We start from the raw sequence: 19,683 nt of genomic DNA, 5'->3' as shown, positions 1-19,683 counted from the left end.
TTAGGAGGAACTTGTTATCTAGGGGTTAAATTTTTAACTTCGAGTGTAATGCTGGGATTACGAGGACTCAGTGGGTAAAATTCCTACTTCGACATCTAGAGCGAGGTTTCTACCCTGACGGTTTAACTCTATAGGCATCCGTTGCCCAACTGCGACTTGCTCTACAGCACTTTGCACTTCCTCTGCACTAGTAATTTCTCGACCGTCGATCGCCTCAATGACATCTCCAGCACGCAAACCAGCTCTAGCGGCAGGAGAACCAGGCATTACTTCAACGATTACCACTCCACTATCGGTATCTAGAGTAAAATTTTGTCTGGTTTCTAGTTCGGCTTTAATTTCTGGGGTCAAAGATGTCATGCGAATACCGATGAAAGGATGGTCTACCTTACCATTGGCAATTAGCTGTTCGGCAATATTTCTGGCAGTATTGATGGGAATGGCAAAACCCAAACCTTGAGCGTTTTGAATAATTGCGGTATTGATGCCGATTACTTGACCTTGAGAGTTGAGTAAAGGACCGCCAGAGTTACCTGGATTGATCGCCGCATCGGTTTGAATAAAGTCAATGCGTTTGTCGCCGACACCAACTTGAGAACTGCTACGTCCTGTAGCACTGACAATTCCGGTAGTTACGGTATTGTCCAGACCTAAAGGATTGCCAATGGCGATCGCCCATTCACCAATTTGTAAATTGTCTGAGTCGCCAAATTCTACTGCAGGCAGATCCGCAGCCTCAATCTTAACCACCGCCATATCGGTAACCCTATCGGTTCCCATTACTTGTCCTTCCATAGTGCGTCCGTCTTTGAGGGTAACGGTTACTCGGTCGGCACTGTCGATCACGTGAGCGTTAGTTAGAACCAAACCGTCGGAACTGACGATAAATCCAGAACCAGTACCTCTTTGTATTTGGGTATCGGGAATATTAGGCAGTTGCGAACCAAAGAAGCGACGAAAATAAGGATCGTTAAAAATTTCTGGCAACTGGGTTTCTACAGTCCGAGAAGCATTAATCCGTACTACTGAATTACCTACCTGACCGACTACCTTAGTAACAAAATTCTCCGGTACGATTCCAGGTTGGGCTTGGGCGAGGGGCGTTTCCGTTGAAACTGGTTTTTCACTAGAGGATTCTGAAGTATTTAAGGGACTAGCTTCAAGCTGCGGACTTGTAATTAGATAATTACCGCCCAAAGCAATGCCGCCTCCTAATAAGATTAAAGAAATCGTTTTCGTCGCTTTTCGCCACGGAGACGAGATCTTGTTTGGGGATGGCTTCCCCGAGGAAGAAAACTTCACTGGAGTGTCACCGCTATTTTGAGATGATGGTGAAGAGAAACTTGGTTTCATTGTCTATAGTATTATCTTAGATATTTGTCTTATTATTGAATGTGTATGTAAGTATAAAAAAATTTATAATTTATAAGTTAGAGAAAGTCGACTCTAAAAAGCCTGAAGGAGCTTGGGTGAAGTAGAATCTAGAGCCGACACTTTTAATATAGATGGAGATTATGACTTTTTTATGACAACTCGATGAATTTTTGATGACTAAAACTAAACCACTTAATTTTGACACTTAGGAATTGTGCTTAAATTCCCGTATTCCTAAACTCTTATGATGATTTTATTGCCCGTCAAAACTTTTTTAGTGAACTAGTAGGCGCGAGCCTCAATTCGAGTCTTACCACTATGCTATCTAAAAAGTACTTATCGCAGTTTAGATTAGATATATGACAGCCAGAAAATTTTGGTAGTTAAAGATCTTATCGCCAAAATTAGCGGGAACTATCAGAACCAATAAAATTTTATTTTGGTTGACTTCTTAATATCAGTAAAGTAATGAATCAATTTTTAAAACAAACTTTTGCCAGTGCGATCGGCAGTTTGGCGGGACTGTTAATATTTCTCGGTCTTGGCGCAAGTGGATTAGTTTTCTTGTTTTTAAATGCCGTCTCTGTAACCAAACAACCAGTTATCGAAGATAAATCGATTTTGGTTATCGATCTGGCAACACAAATTAAGGATTCTGAATCTCCTGCCAATTTAGGACAGGCAATTTCTGGTAGTAACCAGGAAACTATGACTTTGCGTCGAGTATTGCAGTCAATTGACAAAGCAACCGAAGACGATCGCATCGTGGGTTTGTTTCTCGATGGCAGAAAAGAAGGTGTGGGCAATGGCTACGCTAATTTGGCTGAGGTTAGAAAAGCTCTAGAAAAGTTTCGTGCTGCGGGTAAAAAAATTATTGCCTACGATGTCAATTCTAGCGAACGGGAATACTATCTTACCTCCGTTGCCGATGAGGTGGTTTTAAATCCAATGGGCATCGTAGAATTTAACGGTTTGAATTCCCAACAAATTTTTTTCAAGGGTGCCTTAGAAAAATATGGTGTCGGCATACAGATAATTCGCGTTGGCAACTATAAGTCTGCGGTCGAACCGTTTACTCGTGATAATTACAGTCCCGAAAATCGTCAGCAAACTCAAGTCTTACTTTCAGATTTATGGGGTAAATTTCTAACTACCGTAGGAGAAAGTCGCAATTTATCAGCAGCAAATTTACAGCAGCTTGCTGACGATCGCGGTTTGGTCTATCCCCAACAAGCCGAGGAAATCGGACTCATCGACCGCATCGGCTACTACGACAATGTCGTAAGTCAGTTGCGACAGTTGACTGGAGAATCGCAAGCTGCCGAAAGCTTCAGACAGATAAACTTAGAAACCTACGCCGATCGGGTGTTGTTGGGTCGAGAACGTGCTTCTAATAACAAAGTAGCAATCCTATATGCCGAAGGGGCGATCGTCGGAGGTAAAGGCAGTTTGGACTCGATTGGCAGTGATCGCATTACTGAGGAACTGCGCCAGCTAAGAGAAAATGAAGAGATTAAGGCGATCGTCTTAAGAATTAATAGCCCCGGAGGTAGTGCTACGGCTTCGGAAGTAATTCTGCGAGAAATTTTACTCACTCGGGAAGAAAAACCCGTAGTCGTCTCGATGGGTAACGTAGCAGCTTCTGGCGGTTACTGGATTGCCGCTGGTGCCGATCGCATTTTCGCTCAAGAAAACACGATCACGGGTTCGATCGGTGTCTTTGGTTTGTTACCCAATATTGGCGAAATTAGTCAAAATAACGGTATTACCTGGGATGTGGTCAAAACTGGGCGTTTCGCCGATATAGATACGAACTTACGCCCTAAAACGGAGGCGGAATTAGCTATTTATCAAGAGTCAGTCAACCAAGTTTACGAGCTTTTTCTAGAAAAAGTCGCTCAATATCGCCATCTCACTCAAGCTCGAGTCAGAGAAATTGCCCAGGGCAGAATTTGGTCTGGTCAAGAAGCAGCGGATATTGGACTGGTAGATAGTATTGGCGGATTAAAAGCAGCGACGATTTATGCTGCCGAACGAGCAAAATTAGGAACTGATTGGCAATTGGAAGAATATCCCCAACAAAACCGATTGGAAATCGAAATCGTGGAACGACTGTTGGCTACCGAGGCTCTCCAATCTTCAGGCAAGAGCGATCCCATCACGACGGAATTACTCAAAATTCAACGAGAACTGGCAACTTTCCAAAGCTTTGACGATCCCCGAGGAATCTATGCTCGTCTACCGTTTAACTTAGATTTTGAATGATCGCCAGCAGTGTTTGGGGTATGATAACGATTACATAATCAAAGGGTCATATCTCCCTTAAAGTCTCTGTTACTAATGAGAGCACATTATAGTGAACAGTTGTTGTCTAGGCAGGATGCCTTAATGGCAAGTATTTTAGCAAATTTAAGGTGTTAACCATTTCCCGCTCTCATTAGTAATTAGGGTTTGGAGTTTGAAAAATATACCCAACAGATACGAGTTATGTAGAAGTCTAACAATAAGGAAAAATTATTCAATATTCGCAACAAGCAGGAGATTATTCTCAACTACTCCTCCTATTCTAACTGTTCTCACTTGAAGGCTAAAACCCTGATTCAGCCATGCTGACAATTTCCCAGTTGCGAGGTTATGGAATTAGGATTGATGGAAATATAAGCTGAGTTAATCTTAAGAAATATAAGTAAATCGCTCATTGATGATTTAGTTCTGTTTATCTTTGAAAGAAACGGAAAAATTCTGTTTAATACTCTAAATAAGAATATTATGCAGAAAAATCTCCAGTTAACACTAAGGGATACACTGAAAAATTCTGTATATTTCCCCTAAAAAGGGTGGTTATACGGAAACGATCTGTATAATAAATAGTTATATAGACTTTCTGTTATAAAGAATCTGAATTGTACGGGAAATGAAAGATGCCTACTTTTCGACAGTCATTAGTAGCAAATTTTACAAAGCTTTACCCTCTCTATAGCGGATGTGGAACTTTTGCCAATCAGCCATTTATCCAAAAGCTAGCCGGCTCTAGTTCTGAACATATGTGGTCAAAGGTTCCTGGGGGTGAGGTTCTAGCCCCGTTAAATGATTATGTCGGACGCGCAGCATTTTATGTTGGGGATCTCGATCGAAAGATCACGTGGATATGTAATCAAATTGTGAGACCCGGTGATACCGTCTTGGATATTGGTGCGAACATTGGTATGGTTACGCTTTGGCTCTCTGAACTAGTTGGCAAAAGTGGTAAGGTTCATGCATTTGAGCCTAATCCTAATTTGCAGAAGATGCTTCAGGAAACGCTTGACCGCAATTATGTTGCTAATGTCTGTTTGCATCCTGTAGCTTTAGGTTCAGAATACAGTTCACTAGAATTGAGAATTCCTCGAGCTAATGCAGGGGCGGCTTCACTAACTCGCAATCAAAACCTAAGTGACTGTGATGCGATCGAGGTGCCTGTAAAAACTCTTTCCAAGATTGTAGCTGAGGAAAATATAAAGTCCATACGGCTAATTAAAATCGATGTTGAGGGTTTTGAAGCAGAAGTATTTAAGGGTGGAAAAGAAGTACTAGAGTCAATTCGCCCTGAAGCGATTCTTTTTGAACTTAATGAAAGATTGGAAGTATTAGTTCGTGACCAACCTGTTATCAAAATACTACGTGATTTTGGATATGGATTCTTCTCTATTCCAAAGTGTTTCTTTCAGATGCACTTAGAGCGGTTTGACCCAGATAGTTGTCAACTGATAGGACATGACTTTTTAGCAGTACCTGAAGGGGAATGCTATGAGAACATTGCAAAACTAGTTAAAGCATCTATCTAATGAATCTTTGTCATATGCCTGTTTGGCTATCTTAAAAAAATTTTAGCCTTATGAAATGAATCAAAAAAGTACGTCGATAGATCTCGGCGGCTTTTTTAATTGCTTCGACTTGAATCAGATAGGGATGAACGAGTGAAAAATAGCTAAGTTTTAAACAGATCCCAAATTGTTTCTACATATTTTATCGAGCGCTCATTCTTCGTTACTATCGTAAACCTCTACTAGGATGGCATAATCACGTCCGCTACCATCATTACCCCAGGTTGAAAGGTCTTGCTCGATCAGTCTAATATCGGGTTGAGACATTTGAAGCTGATAAGTTTCTTCGCTAAAGATATTCTCGTCAGAGCTAAAATTCCAATCATCGTAGCTTCTCGACTCTAATTCTCCGATAAAACGAACTTGGTCATTCAAAGGAAGATTAGTTTCATCAGCAGTTGCCTGTCTGTCAGATAAAGCTATTCCCATTCCCAGAGCTAATAATAAAGATTTGACAAGAAGTTGGCGATGATTCATCTTCGATCTATACAAACGAATTTTATCTCGATCGAACGAGAGGAGAAACTAAAATATTTTACGCTCGTCCTATACTTCAATCATAGATCGAGATATTTTTGACAAAATATATCTTTGGACTGATTTCACAGCCGAGTTTACTCTCGAAATCGTAAAAAAAAGTCTTGTAATCTTTACAAGACTCAGCGGTTCTTTACACGTTCGAAAACCTCAAATGAGAATAATATTAGTTTGGAGCTAAGGTAAGGTACATCAAACTCTTACTTCTAGAGTTTAGTTCGTCGACATCGGCTATGTCAGAAAGGCGTTCAACTATATCTTCTAACTTTTCTTTACCTTTATCGACAAACGCTTTTTCTCTTCCTCTAAATCTCATCGAAAATTTGACTTTACTTCCTTTAGAAAGAAATTTACGAGCGTGTCGAAGTTTGGTATCTAAATCGCCGCTATCAGTACAGTATCTAACTTTTAATTCCTTGAGACTATTTTCTGCTTGATTTTTCTTGGCTTCTGCTTTCTTCTTCTGCAAGCGATACTTAAACTTACCGTAGTCAATCAGCTTACATACTGGTGGAGAAGCTTTTGGTGCTATTTCTACTAAATCTAGTTTCTTCTCTGCCGCTAGCATTAATGCGTCTGATAGCGGTTTGATGCCAACCTGATCTCCGTCGCTGGTTACTACTCTAACTCGGTCGGCTGTGATTTTGTCGTTGATTTTATATTTTTCGGTTTTTTGAGGTGGTTTAATAAATTTAGTTCTTCTCAGTCTTCTCAAAAGATTTCCCATGCAATACTACATATTTAGCTTATCATTATTTTTAGTAATCGCGCTATATTTCTAAAGTATGAAATTTCTAATAGTTAAGCTAGATTCAGTTTGAGCGGAAGTAGTAAAACGGTAGAGCGATCGCAAACTTTTGCTTAGATTTAGTTACTGTAAATAATAAATAAATATGACTGAAGCTAACTCCAACCCAATATTAAATCTCAACTACGAAACTGCGATCGAAACTCTTGGGAATGATTACTACGATCTAGTTCCACCAGCAGAATTTCCCCGGCATATATTGCGTTTTCGCAATGATTCTCTGTTATCTTTATTAGGTCTAGATTCTGAAGCTGTTAGTGATGCAGATTTTGTCGAGGCATTTGGTAAGTTTCGTGGAGTGCGCCCTTTTTTAGCTTTGCGATATCATGGCTATCAATTTGGAGCCTATAATCCTTATTTGGGTGACGGTAGGGGTTTTATCTACGGGCAAGTTCGAGGTACCGATGGTAAATTATACGATTTAGGAACGAAGGGTTCGGGAAGAACCCCCTATTCTCGTACGGCTGATGGTAGATTGACTCTAAAAGGCGGAGTCAGAGAAGTCTTAGCAGCAGAAGCTTTAGTTCAATTAGGAGTAAAAACTTCTCGCTGTTTGAGTTTAATTGAAACAGGTGAATCTTTATGGCGTGGTGACGAACCTTCCCCAACTCGTTCATCGGTAATAGTTAGATTTAGCCGCTCTCATATTCGTTTTGGAACTTTTGAAAGATTACACTACATTCAACGCCCAGATTTAATTGAAAAGTTATTAAACAGCGTTATCGATATTTATTATTCTCATCTAGCAGATAGTGAAGAAAAATATAGTAAATTTTATGTCGAATTGGTAGAGAGAACGGCACAGTTAGCCGCACAGTGGATGGCGGCTGGTTTTTGTCATGGAGTATTGAATACTGACAATATGTCTATAACAGGAGAGAGTTTTGATTATGGTCCCTATGCTTTTATTCCCAGCTACGATCCCCAGTTTACAGCTGCTTACTTCGATTATGGCAGACGCTATAGCTATGGCAATCAACCCCTAATTTGCAAGCTAAATTTAGAGATGCTGCAAGTACCGTTGAGTGCGGTAATTTCTCAACCCGATCTAGAAGCTGGTCTGGCACAGTTTGACGCTCGCTATGAGTCTGAATATCAAAAATTAATGCTACAGAAGTTAGGTTTTATAGAATTACCCATTTCTTTGGCTGAAGAGTTACTTACTGAAACTATTAAGTTATTACGCCAGACAAATATTGGCTATCATCAGTTTTTTGCCGAACTAGCGCAAGGCTTTAATTATGGTTGGCAACAAGAAAGCCAGTTAATTTTAGAAAATGCTGTCTTTACTAAAGAGATTGGCGGTCGCTGGCGCAATTTGTATCAACTCTGCTTGAATAAATTACCCGAAGCGGAAATCAAAGCCGTAGGCGATCGCCTGAGCCAAGCCAATGCTCAAACGGCTTTACTACGTCCTGTAATTGAATCAGTTTGGCAACCAATTACCGAAGCAGATGACTGGCAACCTTTTTACAATTTATTGTCGAAAATTCAAACTAAAGATTAGATAGAGAGTTTCTCGTACCAGTTCTTGAAAATGTCTGGAGAGGTAAAAAGATATTTTTTTTAATAAAAAACTTACAGGGATGTGCGGATGTGCGACCTAATTAAGTACAGTTGCAACCTTCTATTTCCGAACAGATCGAGTTTTTACTGTGCCTAATATCTCTAGATATCCCTGTAAATCTTTATATTGTGTCTCTTATACCACCTGATTCTAAGTTTCTAACTCTAATAAATGTACGAGAATTGATATTATTTTCCCATACCCAACTGTTGAGCTTTTTGATAAACTTTGCCTTCAGTCAGCAGTGACGGAGCAATTACTACATCTACCTGCTGCATTTCTCGGAGATTTTTGGCTCCCAAAGTTCCCATACTGGTTTTAATCGCACCCAAGAGATTGTGAGTGCCGTCATCGAGTTTGGCAGGACCGACGAGAATTTCGGCGATCGTACCGGTGGTTCCTACTTTAATTCGGGTACCACGAGGTAATACGGGACTTGGTGTTGCCATACCCCAGTGATAATCTCCTCCAGGAGCCTCGGCAGCCCTAGCAATCGGAGAACCAATCATTACCGCATCTGCTCCACAAGCCAAACATTTACAAATATCGCCTCCCGTAATAATTCCGCCATCGGCAATTACGGGGACGTATCTTCCGGTTTCAGCATAGTAGTCGTCTCTAGCAGCCGCACAGTCTGCAGTTGCTGTAGCTTGAGGTACGCCTACCCCCAACACGCCACGAGAGGTACAGGCGGCACCAGGTCCAATACCCACCAATACAGCTGCCGCACCAGCTTTAATTAGATTCATCGCTACTTCATAAGTAACGCAGTTACCTAAAACTACAGGTATCGACATTGTCTGGCAAAAGTTAGCTAAATCTAGAGGAGCTATACTTTCAGGAGCCAGATGAGCCGTAGAAACTACCGTAGCCTGTACGAACAGCAGATCGGCACCCGCTCTAGCTACTATCTCACCATATTTACTCGCTCCTGCAGGAGTCAGACTAACTGCGGCAATACCACCTTGCTGTTTTATTTCTGTGATTCTTTGCTCGATCAGACGTGGTTGAATTGGTTCTGAATATAGTTCTTGCATTAAACCGACAAACTCTTCTTTACCAACAGCAGCGATGCGGTTGAGAACTGGTTCGGGATCTGGATAACGAGTTTGAATTCCTTCAAGATTCAAAACTCCCATCGAACCCAACTCTGACAATAGTACCGCCATCCGTACATCGACCACGCTGTCCATGGCACTGGCAATGATGGGAATCTCTCGATTAATACCGCCGATTTCCCAAGTAGTATCTGCCAAACTAGGGTCTAATGTGCACCCTCCGGGAGAAAGTGCAATTTCATCAAATCCGTAGGCTCTGCGAGCCTTTTTTCCGCAACCAATTGATATATCCACGCCTTTATTGTTCCCTTCCCAAAGCTATTTGCCTAGCCTATCAAATTTTATAGCAATCGATCGAGTGCATTTTACAAATATGTTCTAATTATGGCAAGTTAATTCGATCTTGCCGCAAGTTTGGCAATTTACCATCTCTGCTTTAAGCCGGATAAATTCTCAGACGACGATTGGGTTCTTCGCCAAAGCTATTAGAGTGCAATCGATAGTGTTCGATTAGTTCGTGCTGCATTTTTCTAACTTTTGCCGATCGCGGTAATAACTCTACTGGCTGTCCTTTGGGAATGACGATTTGTTCTACTGCCAATCTGGCTTCTTCCAAGGCTTCAATTTCGTCATCGCTTCCTGCCTGAGTAAACAAACGCAGATCGGTGGGTTCGGGAAGATTGAAATCGTCTAGATCGATTAGCTGCCTTAAAGAACGAGTAATTTGGGGGATAGTATTAGATTTAACTGTATAGATCGGCAGATGCTTTTGTTTTGCTAGCTGTTTTAATTTAGAATGATGCTTGACCTGCGATCGCAAGGCAATCACGGCATCAGCATTATCTAAATCTTTAGTCAGGACGATGGGTAAATCCAAAACTTCGATCGCTTGCTCTAGCTGAGAGCGACCGATACCGTAGGGATAGACATATACAGGCCAATCTTCTCCATTAGGACCCGAAGAACGAACTTTTTGACTGTCTGGCTCTTTTACCTGCCACGAGCGTTCCAGCATGGTATCAAATTCTGGATTGACCGGTGGCGATTTAGTCAGTGCCCTGACGGGAGCCATCTTACCCGAGGCACGCAAACCTTGAGGACGCAGGGGCGTAACCACGGTAGTATTTTGCGTCAACGCGCCATCTAGAGATTGTTTTGTCTGTGATTGTTCTTGAACTATATTTACTTTTCCATCCTCACCGACCGTTCTAACTTGAGCCATGGGATCGACTCCTCTGAGAAACAGGTCTACCGTTGCCGCTACGTCTTCGTGAACTACCCAACGCTGTCTGGCTAGCATTTCAACAGCGATAGCAAAGGTGGGCGGAGCTTTACGTTCTAGTACGGTTTTCTGCGATCGCCTGCGTCTAGCTTCCTCGTCTCCTAAAGTTACGGCTTGGATCCCACCGACTAAATCTGATAGTGTAGGGTTCTTGATTAAATTCTCGATACTGTTGCCGTGTGCCGTACCTACTAGTTGCACTCCCCTTTCGGCAATGGTTCTTGCTGCTATTGCTTCTAATTCCGTACCGATTTCATCAATTACAATCACTTCAGGCATATGATTTTCTACGGCTTCAATCATTACCTGATGCTGTAATTCGGGGCGGGCTACCTGCATCCGACGGGCGCGACCAATGGCTGGGTGGGGTACATCGCCATCCCCGGCGATTTCATTAGAGGTATCGATAATTACGACTCGTTTATTGAAATCATCGGCTAGTACTCTAGCAATCTCTCTTAAAGCAGTAGTTTTACCGACTCCAGGACGACCTAAAAGTAAAATCGATTGTCCAGTCTCGACCAAATCGCGAATCATGACAATCGTACCCAATACGGCACGACCGATACGACAGGTCAAACCAATAATGTCTCCAGTACGGTTGCGGATAGCACTAATTCGATGCAGAGTTCGTTCGATTCCCGCTCGATTGTCAGCACTAAACATACCGACTCTGTCGATACAGTGTTGAATTTCCGCTTCAGATACTGGTTCTTCTCTTAAATAAGCCACATCATTGGTAAAACGAACTTCAGGTCGTCTACCCAAATCCATGACTACCTCGATTAAACTGTCTTTTTGAGGATGCCGTTCTATTTTCGAGCGAATCGAATCTGGAAAAATTGCCAGTAGTTTGTCTAAATTATCAGTTATTTGCATCCGTTGAGAGGATATATTTTCCGATCGCATTAAAAATAAATGATTAAAAAATTATACTGGTTGATTTTTGTTCGCCAAATCTTCACGGTTAATCAGTCCGAGCCAACTTACTTCTGGGATAAACTCAATGGTTTCCGCTCGCTTCTAGATTTAATTTGCCCAATTAAGCTTTTAGCTAAAAATACTGCTCGCTCTAATAATTGCGGATTTTGTTCTAGTTTGACAGAATGCTTCATTGCTCGATACGATATGTTTTCTAAATCGTGAAGATCCGGAGTTTCTAATCTTTTTAAGATTGGTGACAATAAGGAACGGGCATAACTGCCATAACCAACACCAGCAATAAAGGAATTTACCGTTGAAGAATTACTGTGATTTTGCTGAGTTTGGTCTAACAATCCCTCTCTTTTTAGTTTAACTACAGTGTAATCATTAGTACCACCCGCTAGTTGAACGTATCCGGGTAAATTAGCTACCAGAATTTTGCGCGCAAAAGCAACTGCCGCATGAGTGGTTCCCTTGCCAATATCGCCGCTCATCGAACGTCCGTCAGTTTGCCAAATCAAGGGAATTGGGAGGGGACTTATCAGTCGATACAAAGAACGAAGATATTCTAGAACATAGGGAGCATCGGTACAGCTAATGGCAATTAGTTTGAGACTCGACACTTGGGGAAGGATTTTTTGCCACACTCGCCTAAAGTTGTCATAATGACCTACCTGAGTATGGATTTCAATCGCCTCGACCGCCATTTCGTCGATCCAAGGCATAATAGTTTCTAAGGTAGATACTCGCTTGCGAGTGGTAATTAAATTAGAAGGACATATAGGCAAACAGCGACCGCAACCATAACACAGACGGTCGATAACCCCAGAATACTCTGATTCGAAGGCGATCGCTTCGGCGGGACAAACGGTCACACAAGGTCGGGTGCAGTCACTAGGGCATTCTGCCGGATCGAACTGCGCTTTACGAAAATGAGGATCTTCACCATCATTAATACTGACCATCAACCAAGGATTGTTTTCTGGTTGAGATAATTTAGCTGCTGCAGCTATTCCTTCTCGTGCCGCCGCAATTACCGCACCATCGGCAGCCACATCGATGCAGTCAGCACCAGCCAAACTATAAGCCAAAGCCAAATTGCGAACCGCAGGTAAGTGTTGGTAACTAGCTCCGCAAATTAACTTGAACCAGCTACCCGCTGTTAGTGAATGCAAGGGATGATAGGATCTAACCACTCTTACATCCTAATCCTTTGTTTGTCATTAGTGGTAAAAATTTTTAGGGAAGCGAAAAAAATTTTCTGCATATTTTTAAAATTCTGTCGTATTCGAACTTGGAACTTCGATGAAATCGGGAAACTCAAGATGTACTTGCAACTTCGCCGAGAAATATCACAACTCAAACAAGACCGTTGTTTTATCTCTAATTTAGCTTGGACGATACTCGTGGCGATCGCCTGTTCTTTGACTATTGCCGAGCTGCAGGCCAACTCTACTAGCACGAGCGAACGCGACTCAAATCCTGCGCTTGCTTCTACTCGCGTCGCAGTCGAGACCAATTCTTTTTTGCGTTAGATAGTAGAGCCAATCTACTGTTTTAATGGTATAACGATAAGGTAAATACTTTTAGTCATCTCCATGATTTACGAAGTATTACAAGAAATTCTCAAACTCAAACGAGATAGTGCGTTTGTTCGTAATCTAGTCATGACCAATTTAGTTGCCCTGGTCTGCTGTCTTTGTATGGGTAATGTTTACCATAGTCCCAGACGCTCTTCAGAATTAGAAAAAGTTGAGGAGTTTTCTCATAAAATCTCAGCCGGCATGGTAATTAGAACCTATCAAATTTTTCTGCGCTAAAAATAATTTAAATAATTTTAAGTTTTATTGCTGAATTTAAAATTATCTTTGCTAATTGGCAATAGCAATCCCTACAATCAACTATTGCCGATTTAGGAAAGACATTTAGCGATTCGGTTCGCGATAAAATTTGTCTGAGCAATGTAACAATTGTGATTAAAAACGAACATGAATTATTTAATTGCCGTAATGAGCGATCGCTTCAAAGCTGAAGCAGCATATACGGCTTTAGAAAAGGCGGGAATCGCTCAAACTCAAATTAGTATCTTAGGCAAAGGTTATCAAACTGCAGACGAATTTGGCTTAATCGATCCCAACGTGCAGGCAAAAAAACGCGCTCTTTATATGGCATATTGGCTCGTTCCCTTTGGTTTTGTGGGAGGGTATTTATTCAACCTAATTACTGGTTTGAATACTTTAGATTGGGCAGGAGAACCCGGAAATCACATCGTTGGCGGTATTTTAGGCGCGATCGGCGGTGCGATGGGCAGCGTTTTTGTCGGAGGTGGTGTCGGCTTATCTTTCGGCAGTGGCGATGCCCTATCCTATCGCAATTTGCTCGATGAAGGTAAATATCTAGTAGTAGTTAAAGGCTTTGAAGATTCGAGAGCCAGAGCCACTACAATATTAAGGCAGTTTAAACCAGAATATCTTCAGGGTTATGAAGGTTAAAAAAGTAGAATGTTATTTTATTAGGTCCGCTAGCCCTAACTAATTAGGGAAAGGGTAAAAGGTAAACATTACTTTTTTTAATTCTTTCCTTTAACCTTTAAACCCTAAAAACTCTTTTCTGCTCCCTTTGCTTCCCTTGCTCTCTCAGCCTGGATGACTTTTAAGCTAGACTGGCAGCAGAAATCTCAGGGAAGATGCAAAAACTATGACCGTTAATTTAACTAAAGGACAGCGGATTTCGTTAGAAAAAGTTGCGCCAGGGCTAATTGAAGTGTTTGTGGGCTTGGGATGGGATATCAATGCCACCGATACTGGTGCTGATTTTGATATTGATGCCTCAGTGTTTATGCTCGGCAGTAATGAAAAATTAATCTCTGACGAACATTTTATTTTTTACAACAATCGCAATAGCCCAGATCCAGAACAGTCGGTACAGCAACGAGGCGATAATCTTACTGGTGCTGGTGAAGGTGATGATGAAATTATCGATATCAATCTCAAAACTGTTCCTGACCACGTAGCCAAAATGGTGATTGCCGTTACCATTCATGAGGCAGACAAGCGCAAGCAAAACTTCGGTCAGGTGCAGAATGCTTTCGTGCGTATTGTTAATGGTGCGGATGAAAAGGAAATTATTCGCTACGACTTGACAGAGGATTTTTCTACCGAGACAGCTTTAATTATGGCAGAACTATATCGTAAAGATGGTGAATGGCGAATGAATGCTGTCGGTGCCGGATATCAAGGAGGTTTACAGGCTCTGTTAGATCGTTATCAAAATTAAACCGCGAAAATTATTTATTAACTATGGCAATTTCTTTAAAAAAAGGACAACGCATTTCTCTGACGAAAGAAGCACCTGGTTTAAAACAAATTATGTGTGGTTTGGGTTGGGATGTCGCCTCCAAATCTGGCGGTATCTTAGGTAGCTTGCGCGGCGATCGCGATTTCGATCTCGATTCGTCAGTTATCTGTCTCAATGCCGATAAAAAACTGACCGATATCAAAAATGTCATTTACTTTGGCAACCTGCGTCATTATAGCGACGCGATCGCCCATCAGGGAGATAATTTAACTGGGGCAGGAGAAGGTGACGATGAAATCATTAACTTAAATTTGCCCTTAATTCCTAGTGACATTGCTTACTTGGTTTTTGTTATTAATATCTATAAGTGCATTCAGCGAAAACAAGACTTTAGTCAGGTCGATAATGCATTCGTGCGCTTAGTCGATCGCGCTAATAATCGAGAACTCGCTCGTTACAATTTATCGGGCAGCGAATATACTGGCATGACCGGTATGATTTTAGCGGAAGTCTATCGTCATAATAACGAGTGGAAAATGGCAGCGATCGGTGACGGTTTTAGAGTAGAGGGGTTACAGGAAGTAGCTAAATTCTATACTTAACTTAGTATTGCTTTTAAAACTTTCAAAGCAGCAGTCAGCTAACGCTGTTAGCGATCGCTTCAATCTAACGACGTGCTTCCCATTCCATAAGATAAACTAGAGAGAATAAACAGAGCAAATATATTAAGGTCAAATGCGTGTATTTTACACAGACAGCCTTTTGTCCTTAGATTATATAAATTGTATAGTTTACAGTAGCAAAAAAGCTTGGGGAACGATTCTAGGAGACCATTGCACGCATGGGAAAAGTAGTCGGCATAGATTTGGGAACAACCAACTCCGTAGTTGCCGTAATGGAGGGCGGAAAGCCAGTAGTAATTGCCAATTTAGAAGGAATGCGAACTACTCCTTCGACGATTGGTTTTAATAAAAATGGAGAATTGGTAGTTGGACAGTTAGCCAGACGACAAGCGGTATTAAATCCGCAGAATACTTTTTATGCCGTGAAAAGATTTATGGGTCGTCAGTATAGCGAACTGCAGCCAGAATCGAAGCAGGTCCCCTATACAATTCGTCCCGACGAACTGGGCAATATCAAAATTCGCTGTCCCCGTCTCAAAAAAGAATTCGCCCCAGAAGAAATTTCGGCAATGATTTTACGCAAGTTAGCCGAAGAAGCAGAACGTTATCTGGGAGAAGCAGTTACGGGGGCAGTAATTACCGTACCTGCCTATTTTAATGATTCTCAACGACAGGCAACCAGAGATGCGGGTAGAATCGCTGGATTAGAAGTATTACGTATCATCAACGAACCGACGGCGGCAGCTCTAGCTTATGGTTTAGACCAAAGACGCGCTCAAACGATTATGGTCTTCGATCTGGGAGGGGGAACTTTTGATGTCACTATTTTGGATATTGGGGACGGAGTATTTGAAGTCAAAGCTACTAGTGGGGACACTCAACTAGGGGGTAATGACTTCGATCGCCGGATCGTCAATTGGTTGGCAGAAGAGTTCGAGCAACAAGAAGGAGTAGATTTGCGTAAAAGCGATCGCCAAGCACTACAAAGGCTTACTGAAGCCGCAGAGAAAGCCAAAATCGAACTTTCAGGAGTAGCGGAGACTGATATCAATTTGCCGTTTATCACCGCCACTGAAGCAGGACCCAAACACATCGAAACCAGATTGACTCGCGCCAAATTTGAAGAACTTTGCGGCGATCTGGTCAGTCGCCTACGTCGTCCCCTCAAACGTGCCATTTCTGATGCGGGCATCAGCCCCATGCAGATCGATGAAGTAGTTTTAGTAGGTGGTTCGACTCGCATTCCCATGGTGCAGGATTTAGTCCGCAGCTACATCGACCTCGAACCCAATCAAAATGTCAATCCCGATGAAGTAGTGGCGATTGGGTCGGCAATTCAGTCGGGTATTATTACCAATGAGGTCAAAGATATCCTGTTGTTAGACGTTACTCCCCTCTCTCTAGGATTAGAAACTATTGGCGGCGTGATGAAAAAACTCTTACCCCGCAACACTACCATTCCCGTACGACGGGGCGATGTTTTTTCGACCGGGGAAAACAATCAAACTATGGTAGAAATCCACGTTCTTCAGGGAGAACGTGAAATGGCGGCGGGGAATAAATCTTTGGGACGGTTTAAACTCACGGGAATTCCTCCTGCTCCTAGAGGTATACCCCAAATTCAAGTATCTTTTGATATCGACGCTAACGGAATCTTACAAGTAACCGCTAGAGACAAAACCACGGGAAGAGAACAGGGAATTACGGTTTCGGGGGCTTCGACTCTTAGCGAAGCAGAAATCAATCGCATGATTGGCGAAGCCGAACAGTTTGCCGAAGAAGACCGAGCTCGACGAGAACGAGTAGAAAAACGCAATCGCGCTAGGGCTTTAACCGATCGCGCCCAACGCAAACTTAAAGAAGTTACTCTCGATTTTGGCAGTCAGTTTGCTGGCTACTACCGCCGGCGCATCGATGTATTGTGCGAAGAAATTCTGCAAAGTCTCGAACAAAATGACGAACGCAGCTTAGACCGCTCTCAAGCGGATTTGCAAGACGTGCTTTACGAACTGAATCGTGAAATCAGACTACAGTACGAAGATGAAGAAGACGAAGATTTCTTTGGCTCGATTCGCAAAACCTTTTTAGGAGATGATGACAAACTAGATGAGGACTTTGGTTACGATCCTCGTCGCCCCGACTATCGCAATGGCTATGGTTATCCTCCAGAAATTAGCGATCGCCGCTACCCTGCTTATGATGACTATCGGGAAAATCCTCCTAGTTACCGTCCTAGTCGGGGAGATTATGATGAGTGGGACGATATTCCTAGTAACGAACCGCGCCGCGGTTACGATAGCTATCGGGGCGAACCTCGCCGTCCTGCTAGAGGTTATGACGACCTGCCGCCAGAACGCGATCGCCGCAGTGCACCACCTAGCTCGAGTGGTTACAGCGGCAATACTTCTAATTACGGTCGCCGCAATACACGGAGTTCGAGAAATGCTCCCGGGGAAAGTCCTCCGGTAGACCATTACTACAATCGCAATCGCCCATCAAACCTTCCCTATGAAAATGATTGGGATGAAGATGATGATGAATGGTTCTAAACGACGAACGATAATCGATAATTGCTCATTGTAAAAATAATTGATAACTAACAGATGCCAAACGTGCGGAACTACTATGAAATTTTGGGCGTTAGCAAAAATGCTTCGAGCACAGAGATTAAAAAGGCTTATCGTACCCTAGCCAGACGCTATCATCCCGATGCCAATCCAGGAAACAAAACGGCAGAAGAAAGATTCAAAGATATTAATGAAGCTTACGAAATTCTTTCCGACCAAACCAGAAGGGTTCAATACGACCGCGAACGAATTAAAAAAGGTGTCGGCGGTGTCGGTAGTAGAACTAACAGAAATAACAATGCTAATTTCGTCAATAACTTCACTCGCAACAATCGCTCTGGGACGAGGACTGCCACTGCCGAGCCGCGTTCTCGCGTTAGAGTAGAGGATGATTTCTACCGTCCTGGAACCACTAGAAGAGAAAGAGTGGTTACCCCCACGCGTCGCGACATTGAAGCCAAACTGACCTTACCACTAGACCGTGCCTATCGTGGCGGTAAAGAAAAGATTCGTTTAGAAGATGGGCGTTCGCTGGAGGTAGCAATGCCTCCTGGGATGGTAGACGGTCAAAGAATTAGACTTAAAGGCTTGGGCATTGATGGCGGCAATCTCTATCTCAAAATTACTGTTGCCCGTCATCCTTTTTTTGAAATTCAGGGAGCCGATATTTACTGTAAAGTTCCCATTACACCTACAGAAGCAGTTTTAGGTAGTGCCATCGAAGTGCCGACGCTCGACGGTTTGGTTAAAGTAACCGTACCCCAAGGAGTACGTTCTGGTCAAAGACTGCGTTTGGCGAATAAAGGTTATCCTCTACGGTCGGGCGATCGCGTCGAATCACTTAATGGCAGCGAACGTGGCGATCAGCTAGTCGAACTGCAAATTGTTACTCCCAGAGAAATTAGCCAAGCCGAGCGGGACCTTTACGAAAAGTTAAAAGAGTTAGAACAGTTTTATCCCCGTCAAAATATAATTAAAAATTTGCGTTTTTGAAGTAGAAAATAGGGGTGGTGGCGGAGAAAGTCGAGGCAGCAGGGGCAGCGGAGGAGGAAATACTTGGTGCCCAAAAAACTGTTTACTTTCTACTTGCTACTAAGTATCATGACTCCCAGACGTTATCAAAGAATCAAACAAGTTTTAGATCGCCGACAGCCAGACTTAACGATTTTGACTGAAGACGTTCATAAGCCGCATAACTTTTCGGCAATTATTCGTACTTGCGATGCAGTAGGGGTTTATGCCGTTCATGCCGTCAATCGTCATAGCGAAATGCCTACCTATTCTCAAGTTGCCCAGGGCAGCGAAAAATGGGTTCGGCTACAGGTTCATCCCGATATTAAAACAGCGATCGCTTGGTTACAACAGTCTGGACATGGGGTTTATGCCGCTCACTTTAGCGAGGGCGCGATCGACTATCGCCAAGTTGATTACACTAAACCTACGGCAATTCTAATGGGTACGGAAAGATGGGGCGTAACCGAAACTGCTGCCGAGTTAGCCGACGGACACATAGTAATTCCCATGTTGGGCATGGTACAGTCCCTCAATGTATCGGTTGCCGCCGCCGTGATTTTGTTTGAAGCCCAACGCCAAAGATTAGCAGCAGGTTGTTACGAGCGAGTGCGACTTGATCGCCAAACTTACCAGCAGACAATATTTGAATGGGGTTATCCAGAGTTGGCAGCAATATATCGTCAACAGGGACAACCCTATCCGGAACTGGGAGAAGAAGGAGAAATCGTGAAATAATCTAATTTTGCGCTTAAATTAGCTCTAATTCGAC

17 protein-coding genes are annotated in these 19,683 nt (G+C 42.6%); 11 read left to right on the top strand and 6 right to left on the bottom strand.

Annotated elements, in window-relative coordinates:
• Positions 1-57: 57 nt before the first annotated feature.
• Positions 58-1,353: an HhoA/HhoB/HtrA family serine endopeptidase gene (locus tag ACLFKQ_RS07880; RefSeq protein ID WP_448999249.1), complete on the bottom strand. Its 1,296-nt coding sequence runs from the start codon at positions 1,351-1,353 to the stop codon at positions 58-60.
• Positions 1,354-1,842: 489 nt separating this feature from the next.
• Here ACLFKQ_RS07880 and sppA point away from each other — a divergent pair, with 489 nt between their 5' ends.
• Together sppA and ACLFKQ_RS07870 are read left to right on the top strand one after the other, a co-directional pair.
• Positions 1,843-3,639: a signal peptide peptidase SppA gene (sppA, locus tag ACLFKQ_RS07875; protein WP_448999248.1), complete on the top strand. Its 1,797-nt coding sequence runs from the start codon at positions 1,843-1,845 to the stop codon at positions 3,637-3,639.
• 656 nt (positions 3,640-4,295) lie between these two features.
• On the top strand, positions 4,296-5,198 hold the full coding sequence (locus ACLFKQ_RS07870) for an FkbM family methyltransferase (RefSeq protein WP_448999247.1): 903 nt from the start codon (positions 4,296-4,298) through the stop codon (positions 5,196-5,198).
• 192 nt (positions 5,199-5,390) lie between these two features.
• Here the strand turns inward: ACLFKQ_RS07870 and ACLFKQ_RS07865 are convergent, their stop codons facing one another.
• A complete protein-coding gene (locus ACLFKQ_RS07865; RefSeq protein WP_448999246.1) occupies positions 5,391-5,714 on the bottom strand; it encodes a hypothetical protein in 324 nt (107 codons plus the stop codon).
• Between the two features lie 226 nt (positions 5,715-5,940).
• Positions 5,941-6,501 carry a translation initiation factor IF-3 gene (gene infC, locus ACLFKQ_RS07860; protein ID WP_448999245.1) on the bottom strand — a complete coding sequence of 187 codons (561 nt, stop codon included), beginning with the start codon at positions 6,499-6,501 and terminating at the stop codon, positions 5,941-5,943.
• Positions 6,502-6,667: 166 nt separating this feature from the next.
• Between infC and ACLFKQ_RS07855 the strand changes: the two genes are divergently transcribed.
• Entirely contained in the window at positions 6,668-8,089 is a 1,422-nt protein-coding gene (locus ACLFKQ_RS07855; RefSeq protein ID WP_448999244.1) for a protein adenylyltransferase SelO, read from the top strand.
• A 248-nt stretch (positions 8,090-8,337) separates the two neighbouring features.
• Here ACLFKQ_RS07855 and ACLFKQ_RS07850 read toward each other — a convergent pair whose 3' ends face one another.
• The 3 genes from ACLFKQ_RS07850 to ldpA form a co-directional block, all read right to left on the bottom strand.
• A complete protein-coding gene (locus ACLFKQ_RS07850) occupies positions 8,338-9,501 on the bottom strand; it encodes a GuaB3 family IMP dehydrogenase-related protein (protein ID WP_448999243.1) in 1,164 nt (387 codons plus the stop codon).
• A gap of 142 nt (positions 9,502-9,643) precedes the next feature.
• On the bottom strand, positions 9,644-11,398 hold the full coding sequence (locus tag ACLFKQ_RS07845) for a R3H domain-containing nucleic acid-binding protein (RefSeq protein WP_448999242.1): 1,755 nt from the start codon (positions 11,396-11,398) through the stop codon (positions 9,644-9,646).
• A gap of 77 nt (positions 11,399-11,475) precedes the next feature.
• On the bottom strand, positions 11,476-12,609 hold the full coding sequence (gene ldpA / locus ACLFKQ_RS07840) for a circadian clock protein LdpA (protein ID WP_448999241.1): 1,134 nt from the start codon (positions 12,607-12,609) through the stop codon (positions 11,476-11,478).
• 129 nt (positions 12,610-12,738) lie between these two features.
• On the opposite strand from ldpA, the gene ACLFKQ_RS07835 reads away from it, so the two are divergent.
• The 8 genes from ACLFKQ_RS07835 to trmH all read left to right on the top strand — a co-directional run bounded on the left by ACLFKQ_RS07835 (position 12,739) and on the right by trmH (position 19,649).
• Positions 12,739-12,948, top strand: a complete 210-nt coding sequence (locus tag ACLFKQ_RS07835) for a hypothetical protein (RefSeq protein ID WP_448999240.1) — start codon at positions 12,739-12,741, stop codon at positions 12,946-12,948.
• 63 nt (positions 12,949-13,011) lie between these two features.
• Positions 13,012-13,233: a hypothetical protein gene (locus ACLFKQ_RS07830; protein WP_448999239.1), complete on the top strand. Its 222-nt coding sequence runs from the start codon at positions 13,012-13,014 to the stop codon at positions 13,231-13,233.
• Positions 13,234-13,401: 168 nt separating this feature from the next.
• Positions 13,402-13,905, top strand: coding sequence for a hypothetical protein (locus tag ACLFKQ_RS07825; RefSeq protein WP_448999238.1), 504 nt, complete (start codon positions 13,402-13,404; stop codon positions 13,903-13,905).
• Between the two features lie 205 nt (positions 13,906-14,110).
• Positions 14,111-14,689, top strand: a complete 579-nt coding sequence (locus tag ACLFKQ_RS07820) for a TerD family protein (protein ID WP_448999237.1) — start codon at positions 14,111-14,113, stop codon at positions 14,687-14,689.
• Positions 14,690-14,712: 23 nt separating this feature from the next.
• Entirely contained in the window at positions 14,713-15,312 is a 600-nt protein-coding gene (locus ACLFKQ_RS07815) for a TerD family protein (RefSeq protein ID WP_448999236.1), read from the top strand.
• Between the two features lie 239 nt (positions 15,313-15,551).
• Positions 15,552-17,882 carry a molecular chaperone DnaK gene (gene dnaK / locus ACLFKQ_RS07810; protein ID WP_448999235.1) on the top strand — a complete coding sequence of 777 codons (2,331 nt, stop codon included), beginning with the start codon at positions 15,552-15,554 and terminating at the stop codon, positions 17,880-17,882.
• Positions 17,883-17,936: 54 nt separating this feature from the next.
• Positions 17,937-18,893: a DnaJ C-terminal domain-containing protein gene (locus ACLFKQ_RS07805; RefSeq protein WP_448999234.1), complete on the top strand. Its 957-nt coding sequence runs from the start codon at positions 17,937-17,939 to the stop codon at positions 18,891-18,893.
• Positions 18,894-19,001: 108 nt separating this feature from the next.
• The gene (trmH, locus tag ACLFKQ_RS07800; protein WP_448999480.1) at positions 19,002-19,649 is read left to right on the top strand and encodes a tRNA (guanosine(18)-2'-O)-methyltransferase TrmH; all 648 of its coding nucleotides are present in this window, start codon (positions 19,002-19,004) and stop codon (positions 19,647-19,649) included.
• The last annotated feature ends 34 nt before the right edge of the window (positions 19,650-19,683 follow it).

The organism is Myxosarcina sp. GI1(2024) (assembly GCF_053543375.1).
This window is presented reverse-complemented; position numbering and strand designations above follow the sequence as displayed.